Genomic DNA, 16,080 nt, shown 5'->3' on the forward strand with positions numbered 1-16,080 from the left:
CACTGAACACCTCCTCTCTTCGTCATGACCTCTTCCCAGACCCAGGACATCGTCCAAATCCCCTGGTTTCCAAAAACAGACCCACCACTGGCCGGAGGCGCACAGTCGGGAGAGTGGCAGGGTCGTGATCAGCAAAGCCTGGGCACCATCGCCAAAAGCCTTGTGTATGAGGTATCCACCTCCAGGGTGAATTCGCTGCCTTCCCCCTGGTCGCGGGCTCTGCAGTTCGAGCAAGCTGTGCTCAACACGCGTTACCCCACCCGCGATTCTCTGCTGGAGGAATTGTTCGGCGGCATGGCCTGTCTGGGCCTCTGGGAAATGTTCGGCTTACGCCTCGATGCTCAGCGGGTCGCCCTGCTGGAGCATGCCGACCTGGAAGACGATGCCGTGGGCCCATTCTCTCGCAGTCTCGCCAGCTCGCTTCCTGACGGAACGACCTCTCTGTCACGTCACCCCGACGGTCGCAATCCCTGGGAAGTCGTCTATGTGTTCACCCTCCAGAGCACCGTGGTGGGCTTCAGCTCACCCAGCACTCTGTTCTGCCCTGCGGTGCATCTCCCCCAAGCGATCCAGGGGATGGGCTGGACTGCGGGTGGACGCTTCAGCAACCCCGTTGAATTCCTCGGCGGTCCCCAGCGTCAGGCCCTGGCCGATTGGTTCAGCCATGTGAAGAACGGGATGCTGAAAGCACCAGATCTGCAGAGCCAGACCACGGCGGGGCAACTGGCTGAAGTGCTTGAGCTATTCATCACCAAACTCACTGCGGGGCGGCTGGGCACCCCGACCCTGTCGGACAGCGGGCGCGTTGCCAACCTGCCGTCGAACCCGGTGGCCCTGTCCTTGCTGGCACGCCCCGCCAAGGGTGGCGTCAGTGCCAGCCAGGCCACTATCGAACTGGGCGATCGCCTCAAGGCGCCGCTTGGGGACACACCGACCGGCGAGCCGGTGGTACTGGTGGATCCCGAGATGCCCAACAAGCTGGGGGTCAGTGCCGCTGACATCTGCCTGTACAAATCAGCCACGCTTGAGTCCATCGGGTTTGATCCCGGTCAGCTCGAGCGGCAATACGGCCAGGAGATCACTGTTCTCACGCCTGACCAGATTTTCCTCGACGAGCTGTATCTGGTGTCAGGCGAACAAGCACTGATGCATTCATGGCTGCCAAGCCGCCTCGAAGGCGTGCCCATGGTTAATGGCGAAGCGGTCACGCCCCTTCTGCCTTTGCGTCCGGAAATCCGCCGTCTGTTCAGCAGCCGCGAACTGCAGGAGCGTTGCGAACTGCGGGTGATGCAGACCAGTGTGAGCAGTGAACTGGAAATTCGCCTCACCCTGCCGCTTCAAGGCCAGCGGGATGGGTACGCCATCTCCCGCTCCTATCCCTTGAAGGAGCAGAACCTGGTGGCGGAAGACCTCCCGGTGATCACGCTATGGCCCTTTGTCAGCGATGAGCGCTGGAGGCTTTATTACCTTTTCTGCGAAGACAGCCCATCAGCACTCACCGTTGATGGATTCGCCGACTACGACCGAAAACTGGGGCGGGATGGCCAGCAGGTCGTGAAGTATTTCACCACCAACCATTTCCCGGATCTGGTCCGTCTCAGTGAGCGCGGGCAAGACCGTGGTCTATTGCCGGTGACCCCACCTGCCAGCAGCCCGGATCAGGGAACCCAATGGCAAGTGGGCATCGACTTCGGCACCTCGTTCACCAACTTCTTCATTGATGAAGGTGCAGGCCCGCAACGGCGCCACCTCGACACCAGGGTGATCTCTCTGACCCTTTCCCAGAAAGAAGAACGCCAGCGCCTGCTGAATCAGTACTTCGTTCCAGAGGAGATGTTGCCCAACGCCGATAACGGCGGCAATCCACCAACCGCAACCGCCATCAGCCTGCGCGGCTGGCAGGAAGTGCTCGGCCAGGTGCCGGAGCTCTTCCATGAGGCTCGCTTGAGGGTTCCCAGCCCAGGCGAATTCGGTGGCGCCGAACTGCGCACAGGATTCAAATGGGAGCAGATGCAATATCAAAAACCCTTCCTGAAGGAGGTCGCACTGCTGATCAGTGCCAATGCAGCCGCCAATGGCGCCAAGGAATTGCAGTGGTCTGTCTCCTATCCCAGTGCGTTCTCTCCAAACGAGGTGGCTCGGTACCGCCGGGTGTGGGTGGAACTCTGCGCTGACCTAAACAAACTCACAGGCTTGCGCCATGCCCTCAACGGCAAGGCTGGTGAGGGTGGCCTGCAAACAGAAGCTGTGGCCTTCGCCAGCTACTTCGGAAACTTCCAGAACCGGCAGATGGTGCACACCTCCTGCCTCGACGTGGGCGGCGGCACCACCGACATTTCGATCTGGCAGGACAACCGCCTCATTCACCAGGTGTCGATCCCCTTTGCCGGTCGCGACATCAGCTCTCAGCTGTTGCGCAGGAAGCCAGCATTCTTGAAATCCCTCTTCCCTCCAAGCCTCACTGCCGACATCAGTGATGACGAAGCAAGGGCCCGGCAAGACCGCAACTTCACCAGTCGTCTCGACAACATCATGCGCTACGGGTCCGATGAGCTGCTAGCCGGTCGGCTCGACATGCTCGTGAATCAGGAATCGACGCTGCAGGAACCGCTGCAGCAATTCCTCAGCCTGCTCGCCGTCAGCTTTGGAGGGATTTACCACTACCTCGGCCAGATTCAGCAGGTGCTGCGCGAGGAAGGAAAACTCACACGCTCCACCCCAACCCCGGTGTACATCGGAGGCAATGGCGGGCGGCTGATCAATTGGATTGATGCCAGCTCCAGCTTCCAGAAGGGAGGTGATCCCGACCGTCTGATGGAGATGCTGCAGATCAAGGCATCCGGCAGTGAAGCCGGCAATGCATCAACCACGCTCTCCGATGCCTACAAAGACGAAACCTCCTGCGGCTTGATCAGCTCAGGCGTGAATCTGATCGGTGATTTCGATCCCCGTAGCGATGTGATGGTGTGTGGCTCAACCCTGGTGGTCAACGATCTAACCTTCGAGGCCGGTGACCGGGTGGAGTTACCTCACACCATGTCGCAGATTGAGCGCTATGAGTTGCCCAATCTCGACGCAATCCGAGCCTTTGTTGATCACTACGACGACAGCATTGCAGAGCTGCGCATCCGCAGCTTGCTTCCGATTCGTCAGTTGTGTGACCTGGACACTCTCTGGGCCGAAGTGGAAACGGAAGTGCGCTCCCTCTGCCTGGCCAAAGTGGGCCAAGAAGCCAGTGACCTCGAACCCGAACCGGGCTTCATTCTTGGCCTGAGAGCACTCACCAACATCTTGGGCCGTCTTTGGGCCGATCGTTTCTGAGGGACAACGCCATGAACACTGCACGCAAACTCAGCCTGGTTGGCTTGGCATTAACAGCAACCCTTTGTGGGCTCGGCGATCGGAGCCAAGCGCAGACATCGCCGCCCCCTCGCCCTGAAGACCAGGGACGGGGCCTACCGGGCGAAGGCCTTGAGCCCCCAGCAGAACAATCCGACTCAAGCTCAGCGCCATCAGCCGATCAAGCTCCTGACTTGGAGCCGGGGATGTTGAACCCAGTTGAGCAGCGCCTAGAGCAACTGGAACAACTAAAAACCAGCAAAGCTGACGCCGCAGTCGAGATCGGCCCAATAACCGCGCCCTTCGCATTGCTCACGGGCGGCAGCCTACTGGTGGCTCTGCTCGGCCTGGCCGCCGGCATCACAGCGCACCTGCAACTGCGCCGCAGCCATCAATCGCTGAGACGGCAGACCGACAATCTGCGCACGCGACTGAACACGCTCGAAATGCAGGTGGAGCAAGACCGTGTCGTCAATCGCACGCGGCCAACCCCGTCGGCGACAACCCAGCTGTTTGTGAGCCAACCTCCTACGGCCACCCCGATGCCGAAACCCATGGCAGTTACTCCAGCTGCAACGACACCAGCTCCCCTCCCTGGAGCACCTCCTGCTCAGAGCCCTGCTCCCTCTCCAATCAGCAAAGCTGGCCTGATCGCTGCCCTAAACAATGGCGATCGACAGCAGCTGCGTGATGCAGCCCAGGCTGAGCTCAACATTACCAGTGAGTCGGAGAATGCGATCGCGACCGGGCGGGCCACAGCAACTGAACTGGAGGAAGTGCCTGGGGGGGGCAGCTACTGGCTGATTTCTGTGAATCAACAGCATTGGTTATTCCCCACCGACCGCACACTGAAAGGGTTTGCAGCCGCTCAACCTTCCAAAGGGCTATTCACCTACGAGCAGCAAACAATCTCAAAAGCCCAGTTGATTGAACCAGCCTTGCTGGACTACACGGGAGCAACTTGGAGCGTGAAAACTCTCGGGCGCATCGGCACACCGTGAGCTGTCTGTCGCGCACGGCATCTGATCAGCCCTCTGGGTTCAGCAATCAGCAGGCACTCCTGGTGCTTCTCCTTGTGTTTCCAGCGGGTCTGGTTCTGCTGGGCGTCGGTTTCACGGTGCTGATGAGACCCCAAGCACAGCAAGCGGAACAACCCAAACCCTTGACGACAGCCGAGCGCATCGAGCCAAGAGTAAACCCAGTGGACTTAGCCATCAGCACCGTGAACCAATGGGTGCAAGCCCTATCTGACGGCAACACAACCAAAGCCCACTCACTCATGACCGACGGAGCTGCAACGCTCTATGACCCTGACTTTTTCACTCAATTTGAACGGGTCACAGTCTCGGATTTACAGGTCTCTAGCGTCAGCGGCTCCTATATCAATCTCAACGGCGTGATGACATTTATCTATCCCGATGGATCAACGCAGCGAGAAACACGAACTTTCACAGTGAATGTGTTGTCACAATCTCAACCTGTTGTGACAGCGACCGAGTTTGTCTCAGTCATCAAGCCCCGATACTGATTTCAGACCAACTCAACCCAACAACCTGGACTCCAGTGCCTGCAATCGTCTTTCAAGGCTGGTCTGCAGCGGATCGGCGTGCAGACCAATCATGCCTTTCTCCCTGAGATACCAGCGACGACCATGCTCAACACCATGAGCAAAACCCGGCTTGATGAGCTCCATCTCTGCAGGTGGAGAAGCTTCAGCACTTCGATCAAACAAACGCCCCAAACTTTCAATCTGCGTTTGCCGCTGAAGCATTCCTGGTCGGGGCAACAAAACCCATTCACCATCCTGGGTTTCGATCATCCATGTGGTGCCCTGCGCAAACACCTCCAGCTCAATTTCCTCAATCGCCCCACTCAAGGTGCGACCACTGACACTACAGGGCCTGGCAAACGGCTGAAGGAGGGCCGGGGTATTGCGATAAACATCAACAAGTCCATCGAGCGGAAGATTCAGCGTCGGAATCGCATTCTCTTTGGTATCTAATCGCACCGGAAGCTCAGGCTCACGACGCGGCCCATCAGAACCCATTAATTCTTGATCACGCCAATTCTGCAAATCCTGATCAATTTTCTCCAATCGATCGGAAAGCTCAGAAACGTCTTGGCGGACGCTCTCAAAGCTACGAGAAATATTATCGTTCGTCTCAACAAAATGATCACTCAGCTGCCGAACACTTTTCAGCAGAAATTTCACAGAGTCAACAAGTTTCTGGTCATCCATTGATCACTCTCCAGATTGCTGCTGAGTACGCTTGACCGATTCTTGTGCAGCACGCAGGAGCTGGTCAAGCTCTCCGTCATCGGCCTGAGAATTCCCAGCAGGAAGCGAAAATGGAGCTGCATGATGGGTTGAAACGGCAGCAGCATCATGGGCAGGATCAGCAGTCTTTAGCCCCCTATTCGCCTGCTTAACGGAATCCGGCAGGAGGAAAAGATCTAACAACTGACCAATTCCGCACAAACCAAGCGTGAAGAGCAACACCATGCCATAGCCAACCTGGCCAAGGTACATGCGCTGAACGCCACAAACCCCGACAAACGAGAGGCACCAGAGAAGGTAGCTCAGGGATAGCTCTTTTTTCTCCCGAATGGGCACCGATTAATCATTTCAGCTGCACAGTTATTCTATCGTAAATCCAGCGAAGCCCCAGACCAGGCTCACACCAACCCATGCCGGAGAGCTGGCCAGTCCTCATCAACACCCTGTTACTTGCGTGGCTGGTGCGAACCGTGATCGTCCTTCAGCTAGCTTTTCGAGATAAAAGATGCGAACTCACGCAGACTCAACACGAACTAGCAATTTCAAAAGCATCAGATAATCAGAAATCAATAAGCATCGTCATCCCCGCATTCAACGAGAAGAGATTAATTGAAGCGACTCTACTATCATGCATTCAGTCAGATTATGCCAACAAGGAAATCATTGTCGTTGACGACGGATCCACAGACGGCACGGGAGTCATCGCGAGAAAACTCGCTGATAAGCACCCAAGCCAACGGATTAAAGTATTAAGAAGCCGCCGCAACCAAGGAAAAACTGAGGCCCTCAACCTTGGCCTTAGCCAAGCCAAAGGAGACCTCATCGTTACCCTTGATGCCGACACACAGCTGGAAACAGAACAAACCCTCTCAGTATTAGTCCGGCCAATCCTTACAAACCCAGAGATTGCAGCAACCACAGCCAACTTCAAAATTGCCAATCCAGCATCAACACTCAGTAGATATCAGGCGATCGAATATGCCAAAATGATCCAAATAACTAAACGGGCACAAAGTCAAACCAACACAATACTGATACTTCCCGGAGCGCTAAGTGCCTTCAGCAAAGTTGAGCTCAAGGCAATAGGAGGATTCTCAAAGGCCACATTGGCCGAAGATGCCGATGCCACCATGGCATTGCTTCGTCAGGGTTATCACATCTGCCTAAATACAAGTGCCTGCGGATTCACAGAAGTACCAACATCCATCGCTACCTTTATCAAACAGCGAATTCGCTGGCGCGTTGGCCAATGGCAATGCCTCTGGAAACATCGAGGCCTTGCAAGGCAATCATTGGCAGCTTGTTTTTTTTATTTTGACGTCGTCGCAACCAACTGCCTGACAGCGGCAACGCCCATTTTCATTCTTCTTGCTCTTTGGCGATTAATTGAGCAAGGCGATTGGCAATCCTCAGCCTGGGCCTCCTGCGGCTTCATCGCGACAGATATTTTCGTGACAACAACCACTACACAACTCGACAAAAGCTTTAGAACAACATCTGCAAGTTATTGCGGCAGCCTGGTCTTCTTTGCGGCCCTCAACCCTGTGATCACATGGCTCTCGATCATCAAGCTATCAAGCAAAATTCCGATCACCTGGTAAGGTAATTGCCCAAAAATAATATCACTGCGAAGAATCATCGATCCAGCGGCAAGCCGTATCAGAGTCTGACGAATATTGAACTGATCCATCTTGGTTCTTACGACCTGCAAGGTTGATGCAGCCTTGCTTACCACGCACATCTTCGATAACCGCCATGAAATCGCAGTAATAATTACCTCTGTAGCTCCCACAGTCATGCGGATTAGAGAAGGTCACCTTGGTTCCATCGTCCCACTCACCTTCGTTCAACTCTTTTGCCAAACTGAAACCAAATTTCTTATAGTCAGCGAGGTCATTGTAATTAGTGGGCAAAGAAAACTTTCTGGAATCAATCACTGAACAACCAGAAACAACAAGACCCATCAGAGGGGCCAAAGCAATCAATCGATACATCAGTCTTGTCGCATGCAATGCAACAATAACAAATAATGATGGGTCCCCTCAATACCTTTTTCTGCAATGCAAATCCTGCATAAGCAAGCCTGAAAGAGGCACGACGATCTCACACTCCCTTCCAGAAAGCCAGGGTGCGACTATCCTCTCAAATAGCACTGATCACCACTCGGCTATCACCTCACAGACCAATCACTGGAAACCCGTACAAAACCCACGGTAGTCAACTTCAACTTCAACTTCAACTTCAATTTGCATTACCCAGGAAACGATCCAGACCATTGCAGCCTCTGAACAGCAAGACAATGGACATACCAATCTCTTGAAGGAATCAATACACGACCCCAGGCATGCCGCTTGTGATGCACTGTTGTCAAACTGATAGAGCGTTCCCTGAATGGCAACAGCGTTGACAACGACGCCGACATGGCTGCAACTACACCGCACCGTGCGCTTCGGCGACACCGATGCAGCCGGCGTGATGCATTTCCACCAGCTGTTGCGCTGGTGCCATGAGTCCTGGGAGGAGAGCCTGGAGCGTTACGGCACTGAAGCTAGTGAGGTGTTTCCTGGCTGCCGCGGCCAGGAGCGCTGGCCTGAGATCGCTCTGCCGGTAGTTCACTGCAGCGCAGACTTCCTGCGGCCGGTGCACGGGGGTGATCATCTCCAGGTTCTGGTTGCACCGCAGCGGCTCGATCCAGGGAGCTTTGAGGTGCGCTATCGCTTCCAGCTGGATCACCAAGATGTAGCCCGTGGCTTGATTCGTCAGCTAGCGATCAGCAGCACGTCCCGCCGGCGTTGCGCCCTACCGGAAGCGATTGATCGCTGGCTGGAAGCATCGGCCCTTGGAAGCATCAGAGGCCTCTAATTCGGCTTGCGCTGCCAGGCCCAGACCAGCGCAGCGCATTGGAGCGGCAGCATGCAAGCGGCAATCAAAAGGGGATGAAAGCCGCCTTGTGATGTCCCAGAAACTGCAGCAGCACTAAAAATTGTTGCTCCCACCAACAAACCAGTGGGAGCAATTCGCCGCAGGGAGGGCAACGACATCAGAACCAGGCTTTTTGCTGATCAAGATAGGTTTCACGGAACTCCTCTGGAGTTTTTGTGAGATAAATGATCCCCTCAATCAGGCCAATTACCTGCATTACAACGTATGCAACTCCACAGGTTGGAATACTGCCAGCAAGACTGACAACGAGCATGATGATACCTGCATTGTTGTAACCAAGGACAAATTTATGAATACCTAGGCCACCGAAGAAGATACCAAGGAGGCCGGCGGTAAGTTTTTTGCTGCTGATTTCCGACTCAGAGAGGGTGGTCATCTTTTTGAAGTATTTTCGCGGCAATTAAAGCAAATCTGCCCATTTTTGCCAACGCTTACGCTCCCATTTCCCAGCATCTGTCACGGCCAAGCCTGGGCACTGCAGCCATCGGATCGGTCGTTCTGCAGGGAGCCAATCACGCGTCAACCCTTCTAAACGAGACTGGAGTTGATGCCACTGATCAGTGGCTAGACACCCCTCTCGGCAGCGAACCAAGGCCACCAAACGCCGCTCCCACTCTGGATGCTCCACGGGAAGAAACAAGATCCCATCAAGGGCACACCCACAAGCGTGGGCTTCTTTCAACAAGCGCTGAGCCAACTGATCAGGGAAGACTGTTTCCCCGCCTGATTGAATCGCATCATCCAGGCGGCCATGGATTGTGAGTAGCTGCTGCCCGTCAGCAGCCCAATCCAGGGTCGCTCCATCACCCGATCTCCACCAACCGTTGGCATCCACCAAGGGCTGCAGGGCTCCATCTTGCCAGCGGCCGATGGCTAACCGCGGGGTGCGCACCAGAAGAGCCCCTGAAGCCTCCAAGCGCAACTCCACATCACCAAGGGCTGTTCCAGACCCCCGCTCACCCGCCAAGAAACGCTCTGGTGATTGAGCCGCCACCATGGCGGCCGTCTCTGTCGCGCCGTAACAAGGTGCCAGCCGCACCTCCAGCGCACGGGCTCGATCAGCCAGATCGATGGGGAGCGCGGCTCCACCCACCCAGATCACCGCTAAATCTTGCAACCAACGCACACCCGCGGGGTGATCAAGCAAGCGTCGCAACTGCGTGGGCACCAACGACACCACACGGGGCTTGCTGTACCAGAGCGGCATGGCTCGGCAATGGGACAACAACGCCTGCGGATCACGCATCAATGCAGGTGCCAACACAACATGGTCAGCACCCCAAAGACGGCTGCGCCACCAAGGCATCAGGCCGCTCATGTGATGCACCGGCAAGGGGTTGAGTACAAGCATCTGATCCAGTTCCAAACCAAGACTCGTCAGCCAGCGTCCGGTTGCGGTCGCGGATTGGTCGAGATGGCCCGCAGGCTGCAGACACAAGCTGCGACCACCGCTGGAGCCGCCGCTAGCCATGATCACGCCCGCTCCCTGAGGGCAAGCACTGGCCGCAGGCAGCTCAGGAGAAGCCCCCTTGGGGGCCTGCAACTGGATCCATTGCCCATCCACAAGGGCTTGCTCCACCTCCTGCAGCACCACTGGTAGCTGGGTGGGATCCACGATCAACCGCTTGGGAGCCGTCATCTCACATCCCCCGCTGCAGACCACACCTCAAAAGGATCAGACGAAAACAGCGCATCCTCAGGGCACCAACCCGGGGCCAACCCAGGCGCGGCTGGTGACGGGCCTCGCTGCTGCAAAGCCGCCAGATGGGCCAGCCAGCGGGCGCCGATACCGGTTTCAAACGCAGTGCTCAGCATCAAATGGGGAGCTCCCTGCTGCAGTTGACGCAACAACGGCCTGGGATCCCCCTCAAGAGCTGGGCGCCGCACCTGCCACCCAGACCAACGGGCCCGCCAAGCGGGGTGATCCCGCAAGCTCTCATCCAAAGCCACAGGCACCCGGCACAGCAGGTGCTGATGACCTGCCAGGTCATCCAGCGCCAAGGGCTGCTCAATCCACTCCAGGCGTGGCTCACCTTGAAGCTCCTCGGCCCACTGCTCCGCAGTCGCCAGTCTCCATCCGCCGTTCGCATCCAGGCGCAGGCGTGCCTGAGATGGCAACGCCTCCAGCAACCAGGCCAGCAAGCGACGCTCCTCAGGATCCGCTGCCGCCGCCACCTTCCACTTGAGGGTCAGCGCGCCATCCGCTGGTATCGCCTCAAGCACCCGGGTGAGGGCCTCCGGCATCGCAGGCCCAGCCGGCAGCAGACGGGCTGATGCAGGAGCCGGCAACCAGTCCAGCGGACTGCGCTCTCCCACCAGCCCCTGGAGCTCCGCCAGGGCTGCCCCAAAAGCGAAGGCCACTTCCCCAGGACTGCTCTCTAACAGCTGCTCCAGCTCTTCTATAGACGCAAACACAGCTGCGTCATTGATCCGTTCGATCAACCAACGGTCGCAACGCATCTCCTGATGCGGTGTGAGCGGTGACACCTCGCCCCAACCAAAACGACCGCAGCCATCTTCGATACGCAGCAACCAGCCCCGCCGCTGCTGCCAGGCTCCAGCAGCGGTCTCCAGAGGGCGAGTGAGCGCAAAGGCATAGGGCCTGAGCTGGAGCCGCATCACCATCGGCTCAGGCCAGGGGTCCGAATCCAAGCCAAGGCCCGAGCGCGAGACCCACACTCAAACCCAAACCATTCAGCGCCTGAAAGCGGAGGGCTAGGAATTTGCTGCCCACAACCCGATCAGGAGTGTGATGGTGCTCCCTCAACAGTCGAATCAGAGCGGCACCCGCGGGGAGAGCCAGCCCGCTCAACAGGGCTGTCAGAGGCCAGTCCCCCTGCAGGATCGGCACCCACTCCAACGCCAGGGTTCCGGCCACGAACCAAGGCACCAGGGCCGCAGCCCGCGCCGTTCCCAGCCGCACCACCGGCGAACGCTTGCCATGGGCGGCATCCTCTTCAGTCTGATGAAAGTGCGAGCAGAACAGCACCAGGGTCGTGGCCAGGGCAGGGCCCGCTCCTAAGCGAAGGGCGACGGTCCAGGGCACCCTGAAAGCGATCGCTGCAGGCTCGGCGGACGGAGCCAGCACCAGCAGGGCTGCCGCCGTGGCGAAGGGACCGAACGCCAACCAGCAGAGCGGTTCCCCGAGGCCCAGGTAGCCGAGCCGGAAGGGCGGCCCTTGATACAGATAGCCGAGGCCACAGCTCACCAGCACCAGGGACAACACCGCAAGGCTGCTGTGCAGGGCGACCACCAGCATCAGCAGTAGACCCAACAGCAGGGCGAGATTGGCCAGGCGGCGTACCGGTCGGCGCCGCCCCAGCAGGGCCACCACGGAATGGGGCTTGCCGTTGGTGTCAACGCCAGTTTCAGCATCGAACAGATCGTTGCTGAGGTTTTCCCAGAGCAGGAGCAGCACCGCTGCCACCAGAAAACCAAGGGCCTGGCTCCAACGCACGGGCTGGCCTGCGGCCAGACGCCAACCTGCCGCCAACACCACGGGCATCACGGCCACGGAATACATCGGCCACTTGATCGCGGCCTTCCAAAGCCGACGCCGCTCGGCCACCGGGGCGTGAAGGGATGCAACAGCCTGACGATCTGGCATGGACTCGGCCCCTGAACCCCGCATGAAGGCCCATACATTTGAGCAGCATCACCCACCCATGCCGCCGGATGACGGCTGAGTCCAACACCAGCCCTGCCGAGATCCGCTTCAGCGAGCTGCTGGACCGGGCCATGCATGTCTGGCGACAGCGGCAGGGAGAAGAGGGAGTCTTCAGCCTGGCCCTGCCCCTGGTGGGACTGGACCCCCTCACCCAGCTCCCCCTGCTGGAGTCCCCCGACCCCTTCCGCTTCCTCTGGGATGGGGCACCAGGTCTGAGCCTGGCGGCAGCTGGGCGCTGCCATCACCTGGATCTCGCAGGACCAAGACGTTTCGAACTAGCCCAACGCTTTAGCGACGCAACCCTGGCCCGGGTGCAGGATGGCAACCCGGAGGCACCTGCCCAGGCTCGCTCCCGCATCTTGCTGGCCTTCTCCTTCTTTGAGCAGAGTGGCGAACAGCAACCAGCTGGTGGCACCCCGTCGGTTCAAGCCGTACTGCCCCGCTGGCAGCTGAGCTGCCATGGCCGACAGGGATGGCTTCGCCTGCATGGCGTCGTCAACCAAAGCAGCGATGTGCGTTCGCTGGCGGAAACGCTCTGGTTGATGGCTGAACGGCTGCAGCAGAACCCAAGTAGCCAGAGGAAACCAGGGATCTCCACCGTCAGCGGCACCACGATTCCAGGAGCCTGGGAACAGCGTTACGCGCCGACCCTGCGCCGAGGCATCGAGCTGGTCAACGACGGGGAGCTGCACAAATTGGTGTTGGCGGTGCGCCAGTCGATCCAACTTGAGGCCCCACTCGACCCTCTGCCATTGCTGGATCGGCTGCGTCAGCAACAGGCGGGGAGCTGTCGCTTCCTCTGGCAACGCCACAGAGATGACAGCTTTTTCGGGGCTTCACCGGAACGGCTGCTCAGTCTGCGCAACGGCCAGCTACGCAGCGATGCTTTAGCCGGAACCGCCGGTCGCAACGAACAGGCCATCAGCCTGCTGCGCTCCGATAAAGACCGACGGGAGCATGAACTGGTGGTGCAGGCCATCACCGAACATCTGCGCGCCCAGGGATTGCAGCCGCGCCGCCCCCGTCGTCCCCAGCTGGCACGTCATGGCCAGCTGGTGCATCTCCACACCCCGATCACCGCCGCTGCCCCCGACCAGCAACCGCTCACCCTCGCCGGTGCTCTGCATCCAACACCAGCCGTAGCCGGGCTGCCACGCCGGGAGGCGATGACCTGGCTGCGCAGCCTGGAACCATTCGAACGCGGGGGGTACGCCGCACCGATCGGCTGGATCGACAGCGCCGGAGATGCGGAGCTACGGGTGGCGATCCGCTGCGGCCATGCCCGGGGCCGCCAATTGGATCTCACAGCCGGAGCAGGCCTGGTGCGCGGTTCGGTGGCCGAACGCGAATTGCAGGAAGTGGGTCTCAAGCTCACGGTGCTGGCGGATCAGCTTGAGCTGCGCCCCCAGCTTCACTGCACCTGAGCCTGAAGCCGCTCGATCACCTGGTCAGCCAGGGGCCGCTGCATCAGACGCTCCACCTCACGGATGCCAGTCGGACTCGTGACATTGATCTCACTGAGCATGCCGCCGATCACATCAATCCCCACGAAGAACAAGCCTTCGGCCCGCAAGGCGGGGGCAAGGGCTTCGCAGATGAGCTGTTCTCGGTCCGTCAGCTCAGTCGCTTCCGGATGACCGCCCACAGCAAGGTTGCTGCGAAATTCCCCTTGCTTCGGCCGCCGGTTCACCGCCCCGAGCGGTTCACCGTCCACCAGCAGGATCCTCTTGTCACCAGCGCTGACCTCGGGCAAGAAGCGTTGGGCCATCACGGGCAGCCGCTCCTGTTCGGTGACCAGTTCGAGCAGAGCACCGAGCCCCGGAGCATCGGCACTGACCCGAATCACACCGAGGCCGGCACGCCCCCCGAGGGGCTTGAGCACGATGTCCCCCTGCTCGCGCGCGAACGCTTCCAGCTCCTGAACGCGACCAGCCACCAGGGTCGGGGCCATCCAGCGACTGAAACGGAGGGCGCCGAGCTTTTCGTTCCAAGCGCGCAGCGAGGAAGGCCGGTTAAGAACGCGAACGCCGGCCCGCTCCGCCACTTCCAAAAGATGCGTGGCATAGAGATAGGCCTCATCCACCGGCGGATCCTTCCGCATCCAGATCACGTGAAAGCGACTCAGGGGCAGACGCTGCCCTTCGCCGATCGTGATCCAGGGTTCCGGCTGCACGGGCGCGGCCACAGCAAAGGGCTCATCGGCCAGAGCGATCAGATCAGAAGGGGTGCACGCCCAGAGTTCGTGACCGGCCCTCGCCGCAGCCTCCATGAGGGCGGCGGTGGAGTCTTTGGCTGGATTGATGCGCTGGAGTGGATCCAGCACGAACAAGTGACGCATGGCGAGCAGCCTCAGGCGTCACCAGCGAGCAGGGCATCAAGCTCCCCTGCCCGTTCAAGGGCATGGAGATCGTCACAACCACCGACGTGTCGGTCGGCGATAAAGATCTGGGGCACACTCCGACGACCATCGCCGCGGGCGGCCATGGCATCACGACCCGGCTCATCACCATCCACAGCATGTTCGGTGTAAGCCACCCCCTTGCGATCCAGGAGCTGCTTGGCCCGGATGCAGTAAGGGCAGGTGCGCCAGGTGTAAATCTCAACCGGAGCCATGGGGAAACACGCCGAGCTTCTGGATCCTATGCAGAACGACCTCGCTGATAGGTTCAACCCATTGGATCAGCTGGCAACCGTTGCTCGACCTCACCGACTTCAAGCGCGACCTTTCTGAGCTCACCGACCGCCTGGGCCATGCCCAGGACTGTCTTTGACGTTCCTGCCCTCAAAGCCAGACAGCAGGACCTCGAACAGCTCGCCGCCCAACCGGACTTCTGGGACGACCAACAGAACGCCCAGAAGCAGATGCGCCGCCTCGATGAGGTGAAGGCCCAACTCGAGCAACTCGGCCAATGGAGACGTGCCGTCGATGACGCCCAGGCCACCCTGGAGCTCTACGACCTTGAACCTGACGACGAGATGCTCAGCGAAGCCCAGCAGGGGCTCACCACGCTGCGCAACGACCTGGACCGCTGGGAGCTGGAGCGCCTGCTCAGTGGTGAGTACGACAAGGAAGGTGCCGTGCTGTCCATCAATGCCGGAGCTGGCGGCACCGATGCCCAGGACTGGGCACTGATGCTGATGCGCATGTACACGCGCTGGGCCGAAGACCACGGGATGAAGGTGAGCGTCGACGAACTCAGCGAAGGTGAGGAAGCAGGCATCAAGAGCTGCACGATCGAGATCGAGGGCCGTTACGCCTACGGCTATCTACGGAACGAAAAAGGCACCCACCGCCTGGTTCGCATCTCACCGTTCAACGCCAACGACAAGCGCCAGACCAGCTTTGCCGGTGTGGAGGTGATGCCAAAGATTGAAGAGGAGGTCAAGCTCGACATCCCCGAGAAGGACCTGGAGATCACCACCAGCCGCTCCGGTGGTGCCGGTGGTCAGAACGTGAACAAGGTGGAGACGGCTGTGCGCATCCTGCACATCCCCACCGGCTTGTTTGTGCGCTGCACGCAGGAACGCTCCCAGCTGCAGAACAAGGAGAAGGCGATGGCCCTGCTGATGGCCAAGCTGCTGGTGATTGCTCAGGAGCAGCGGGCTGCAGAGATCGCCGACATCCGCGGCGACATCGTTGAGGCGGCCTGGGGCAACCAGATCCGCAACTACGTGTTCCACCCCTATCAAATGGTGAAAGATCTCCGCACCCAGCACGAAACCACCGATGTGCAAGGGGTGATGGACGGTGATCTCGATCCCTTCATTCAGGCTCTGCTGCGCCAGGGTGTGGACAGCCCAGGCCGTGAAGAGGACAGCTGAGCGATGAGCACCAATCCGGCGCCAAACGACC

The 16,080-nt window shown here is 59.1% G+C and carries 16 protein-coding genes; 7 read left to right on the plus strand and 9 right to left on the minus strand.

Annotated elements, in window-relative coordinates; translation table 11 throughout:
• The first annotated feature begins 24 nt into the window (after positions 1 to 24).
• The 3 genes from H0O21_RS02495 (at position 25) to H0O21_RS02505 (ending at position 4,867) form a co-directional block, all read left to right on the plus strand.
• Positions 25 to 3,321 carry a cell division protein FtsA gene (locus H0O21_RS02495; protein ID WP_185190267.1) on the plus strand — a complete coding sequence of 1,099 codons (3,297 nt, stop codon included), beginning with the start codon at positions 25 to 27 and terminating at the stop codon, positions 3,319 to 3,321.
• 224 nt (positions 3,322 to 3,545) lie between these two features.
• Positions 3,546 to 4,340 carry a hypothetical protein gene (locus H0O21_RS02500; protein ID WP_185190268.1) on the plus strand — a complete coding sequence of 265 codons (795 nt, stop codon included), beginning with the start codon at positions 3,546 to 3,548 and terminating at the stop codon, positions 4,338 to 4,340.
• Positions 4,337 to 4,867 (plus strand): hypothetical protein, encoded by a 531-nt coding sequence (locus tag H0O21_RS02505; protein ID WP_185190269.1) that lies wholly within the window; start codon positions 4,337 to 4,339, stop codon positions 4,865 to 4,867. The genes H0O21_RS02500 and H0O21_RS02505 overlap by 4 nt, the downstream gene beginning before the upstream one ends.
• A 12-nt stretch (positions 4,868 to 4,879) precedes the next feature.
• Here H0O21_RS02505 and H0O21_RS02510 read toward each other — a convergent pair whose 3' ends face one another.
• Together H0O21_RS02510 and H0O21_RS02515 are read right to left on the minus strand one after the other, a co-directional pair.
• On the minus strand, positions 4,880 to 5,551 hold the full coding sequence (locus H0O21_RS02510) for a hypothetical protein (RefSeq protein WP_221625465.1): 672 nt from the start codon (positions 5,549 to 5,551) through the stop codon (positions 4,880 to 4,882).
• Positions 5,552 to 5,581: 30 nt separating this feature from the next.
• Complete coding sequence (locus H0O21_RS02515) at positions 5,582 to 5,953, minus strand: TM2 domain-containing protein (protein WP_221625466.1); 372 nt, start codon at positions 5,951 to 5,953, stop codon at positions 5,582 to 5,584.
• A 74-nt stretch (positions 5,954 to 6,027) separates the two neighbouring features.
• Between H0O21_RS02515 and H0O21_RS02520 the strand changes: the two genes are divergently transcribed.
• On the plus strand, positions 6,028 to 7,218 hold the full coding sequence (locus H0O21_RS02520; protein WP_185190271.1) for a glycosyltransferase family 2 protein: 1,191 nt from the start codon (positions 6,028 to 6,030) through the stop codon (positions 7,216 to 7,218).
• 21 nt (positions 7,219 to 7,239) lie between these two features.
• On the opposite strand, the gene H0O21_RS02525 is transcribed toward H0O21_RS02520, so the two are convergent.
• Positions 7,240 to 7,611, minus strand: coding sequence for a hypothetical protein (locus tag H0O21_RS02525; protein ID WP_185190272.1), 372 nt, complete (start codon positions 7,609 to 7,611; stop codon positions 7,240 to 7,242).
• Between the two features lie 397 nt (positions 7,612 to 8,008).
• Here H0O21_RS02525 and H0O21_RS02530 point away from each other — a divergent pair, with 397 nt between their 5' ends.
• Positions 8,009 to 8,479: a thioesterase family protein gene (locus tag H0O21_RS02530; RefSeq protein ID WP_185190273.1), complete on the plus strand. Its 471-nt coding sequence runs from the start codon at positions 8,009 to 8,011 to the stop codon at positions 8,477 to 8,479.
• Between the two features lie 178 nt (positions 8,480 to 8,657).
• Here the strand turns inward: H0O21_RS02530 and H0O21_RS02535 are convergent, their stop codons facing one another.
• Genes H0O21_RS02535 through menA form a run of 4 tightly spaced genes read right to left on the minus strand, consistent with a single transcriptional unit; the run spans position 8,658 to position 12,167 of the window.
• Positions 8,658 to 8,936, minus strand: a complete 279-nt coding sequence (locus H0O21_RS02535; RefSeq protein WP_185190274.1) for a TM2 domain-containing protein — start codon at positions 8,934 to 8,936, stop codon at positions 8,658 to 8,660.
• A gap of 24 nt (positions 8,937 to 8,960) precedes the next feature.
• A complete protein-coding gene (locus tag H0O21_RS02540; protein WP_185190275.1) occupies positions 8,961 to 10,199 on the minus strand; it encodes an AMP-binding protein in 1,239 nt (412 codons plus the stop codon).
• Positions 10,196 to 11,185: an o-succinylbenzoate synthase gene (gene menC / locus H0O21_RS02545; protein WP_185190276.1), complete on the minus strand. Its 990-nt coding sequence runs from the start codon at positions 11,183 to 11,185 to the stop codon at positions 10,196 to 10,198. The genes H0O21_RS02540 and menC overlap by 4 nt, the downstream gene beginning before the upstream one ends.
• Positions 11,186 to 11,189: 4 nt before the next feature.
• Positions 11,190 to 12,167, minus strand: coding sequence for a 2-carboxy-1,4-naphthoquinone phytyltransferase (menA, locus tag H0O21_RS02550; protein WP_185190277.1), 978 nt, complete (start codon positions 12,165 to 12,167; stop codon positions 11,190 to 11,192).
• Positions 12,168 to 12,235: 68 nt separating this feature from the next.
• On the opposite strand from menA, the gene H0O21_RS02555 reads away from it, so the two are divergent.
• Positions 12,236 to 13,651, plus strand: a complete 1,416-nt coding sequence (locus tag H0O21_RS02555; protein ID WP_185190278.1) for an isochorismate synthase MenF — start codon at positions 12,236 to 12,238, stop codon at positions 13,649 to 13,651.
• Here H0O21_RS02555 and gshB read toward each other — a convergent pair.
• Together gshB and grxC are read right to left on the minus strand one after the other, a co-directional pair.
• A complete protein-coding gene (gshB, locus tag H0O21_RS02560; RefSeq protein ID WP_185190279.1) occupies positions 13,639 to 14,565 on the minus strand; it encodes a glutathione synthase in 927 nt (308 codons plus the stop codon). The two genes, H0O21_RS02555 and gshB, sit on opposite strands and share 13 nt — an antisense overlap.
• Positions 14,566 to 14,576: 11 nt before the next feature.
• Entirely contained in the window at positions 14,577 to 14,840 is a 264-nt protein-coding gene (grxC, locus tag H0O21_RS02565; RefSeq protein WP_185190280.1) for a glutaredoxin 3, read from the minus strand.
• An 80-nt stretch (positions 14,841 to 14,920) separates the two neighbouring features.
• On the opposite strand from grxC, the gene prfB reads away from it, so the two are divergent.
• Positions 14,921 to 16,049 (plus strand): peptide chain release factor 2 gene (gene prfB / locus H0O21_RS02570; RefSeq protein WP_185190281.1). Its coding sequence is split into 2 segments (ribosomal slippage): positions 14,921 to 14,995 and positions 14,997 to 16,049, totalling 1,128 coding nucleotides; the frame shifts between segments, so codons are not numbered across the junction.
• Positions 16,050 to 16,080 lie beyond the last annotated feature (31 nt).

Source organism: Synechococcus sp. HK01-R, assembly GCF_014217855.1.
Taxonomy (GTDB): domain Bacteria; phylum Cyanobacteriota; class Cyanobacteriia; order PCC-6307; family Cyanobiaceae; genus Synechococcus_C.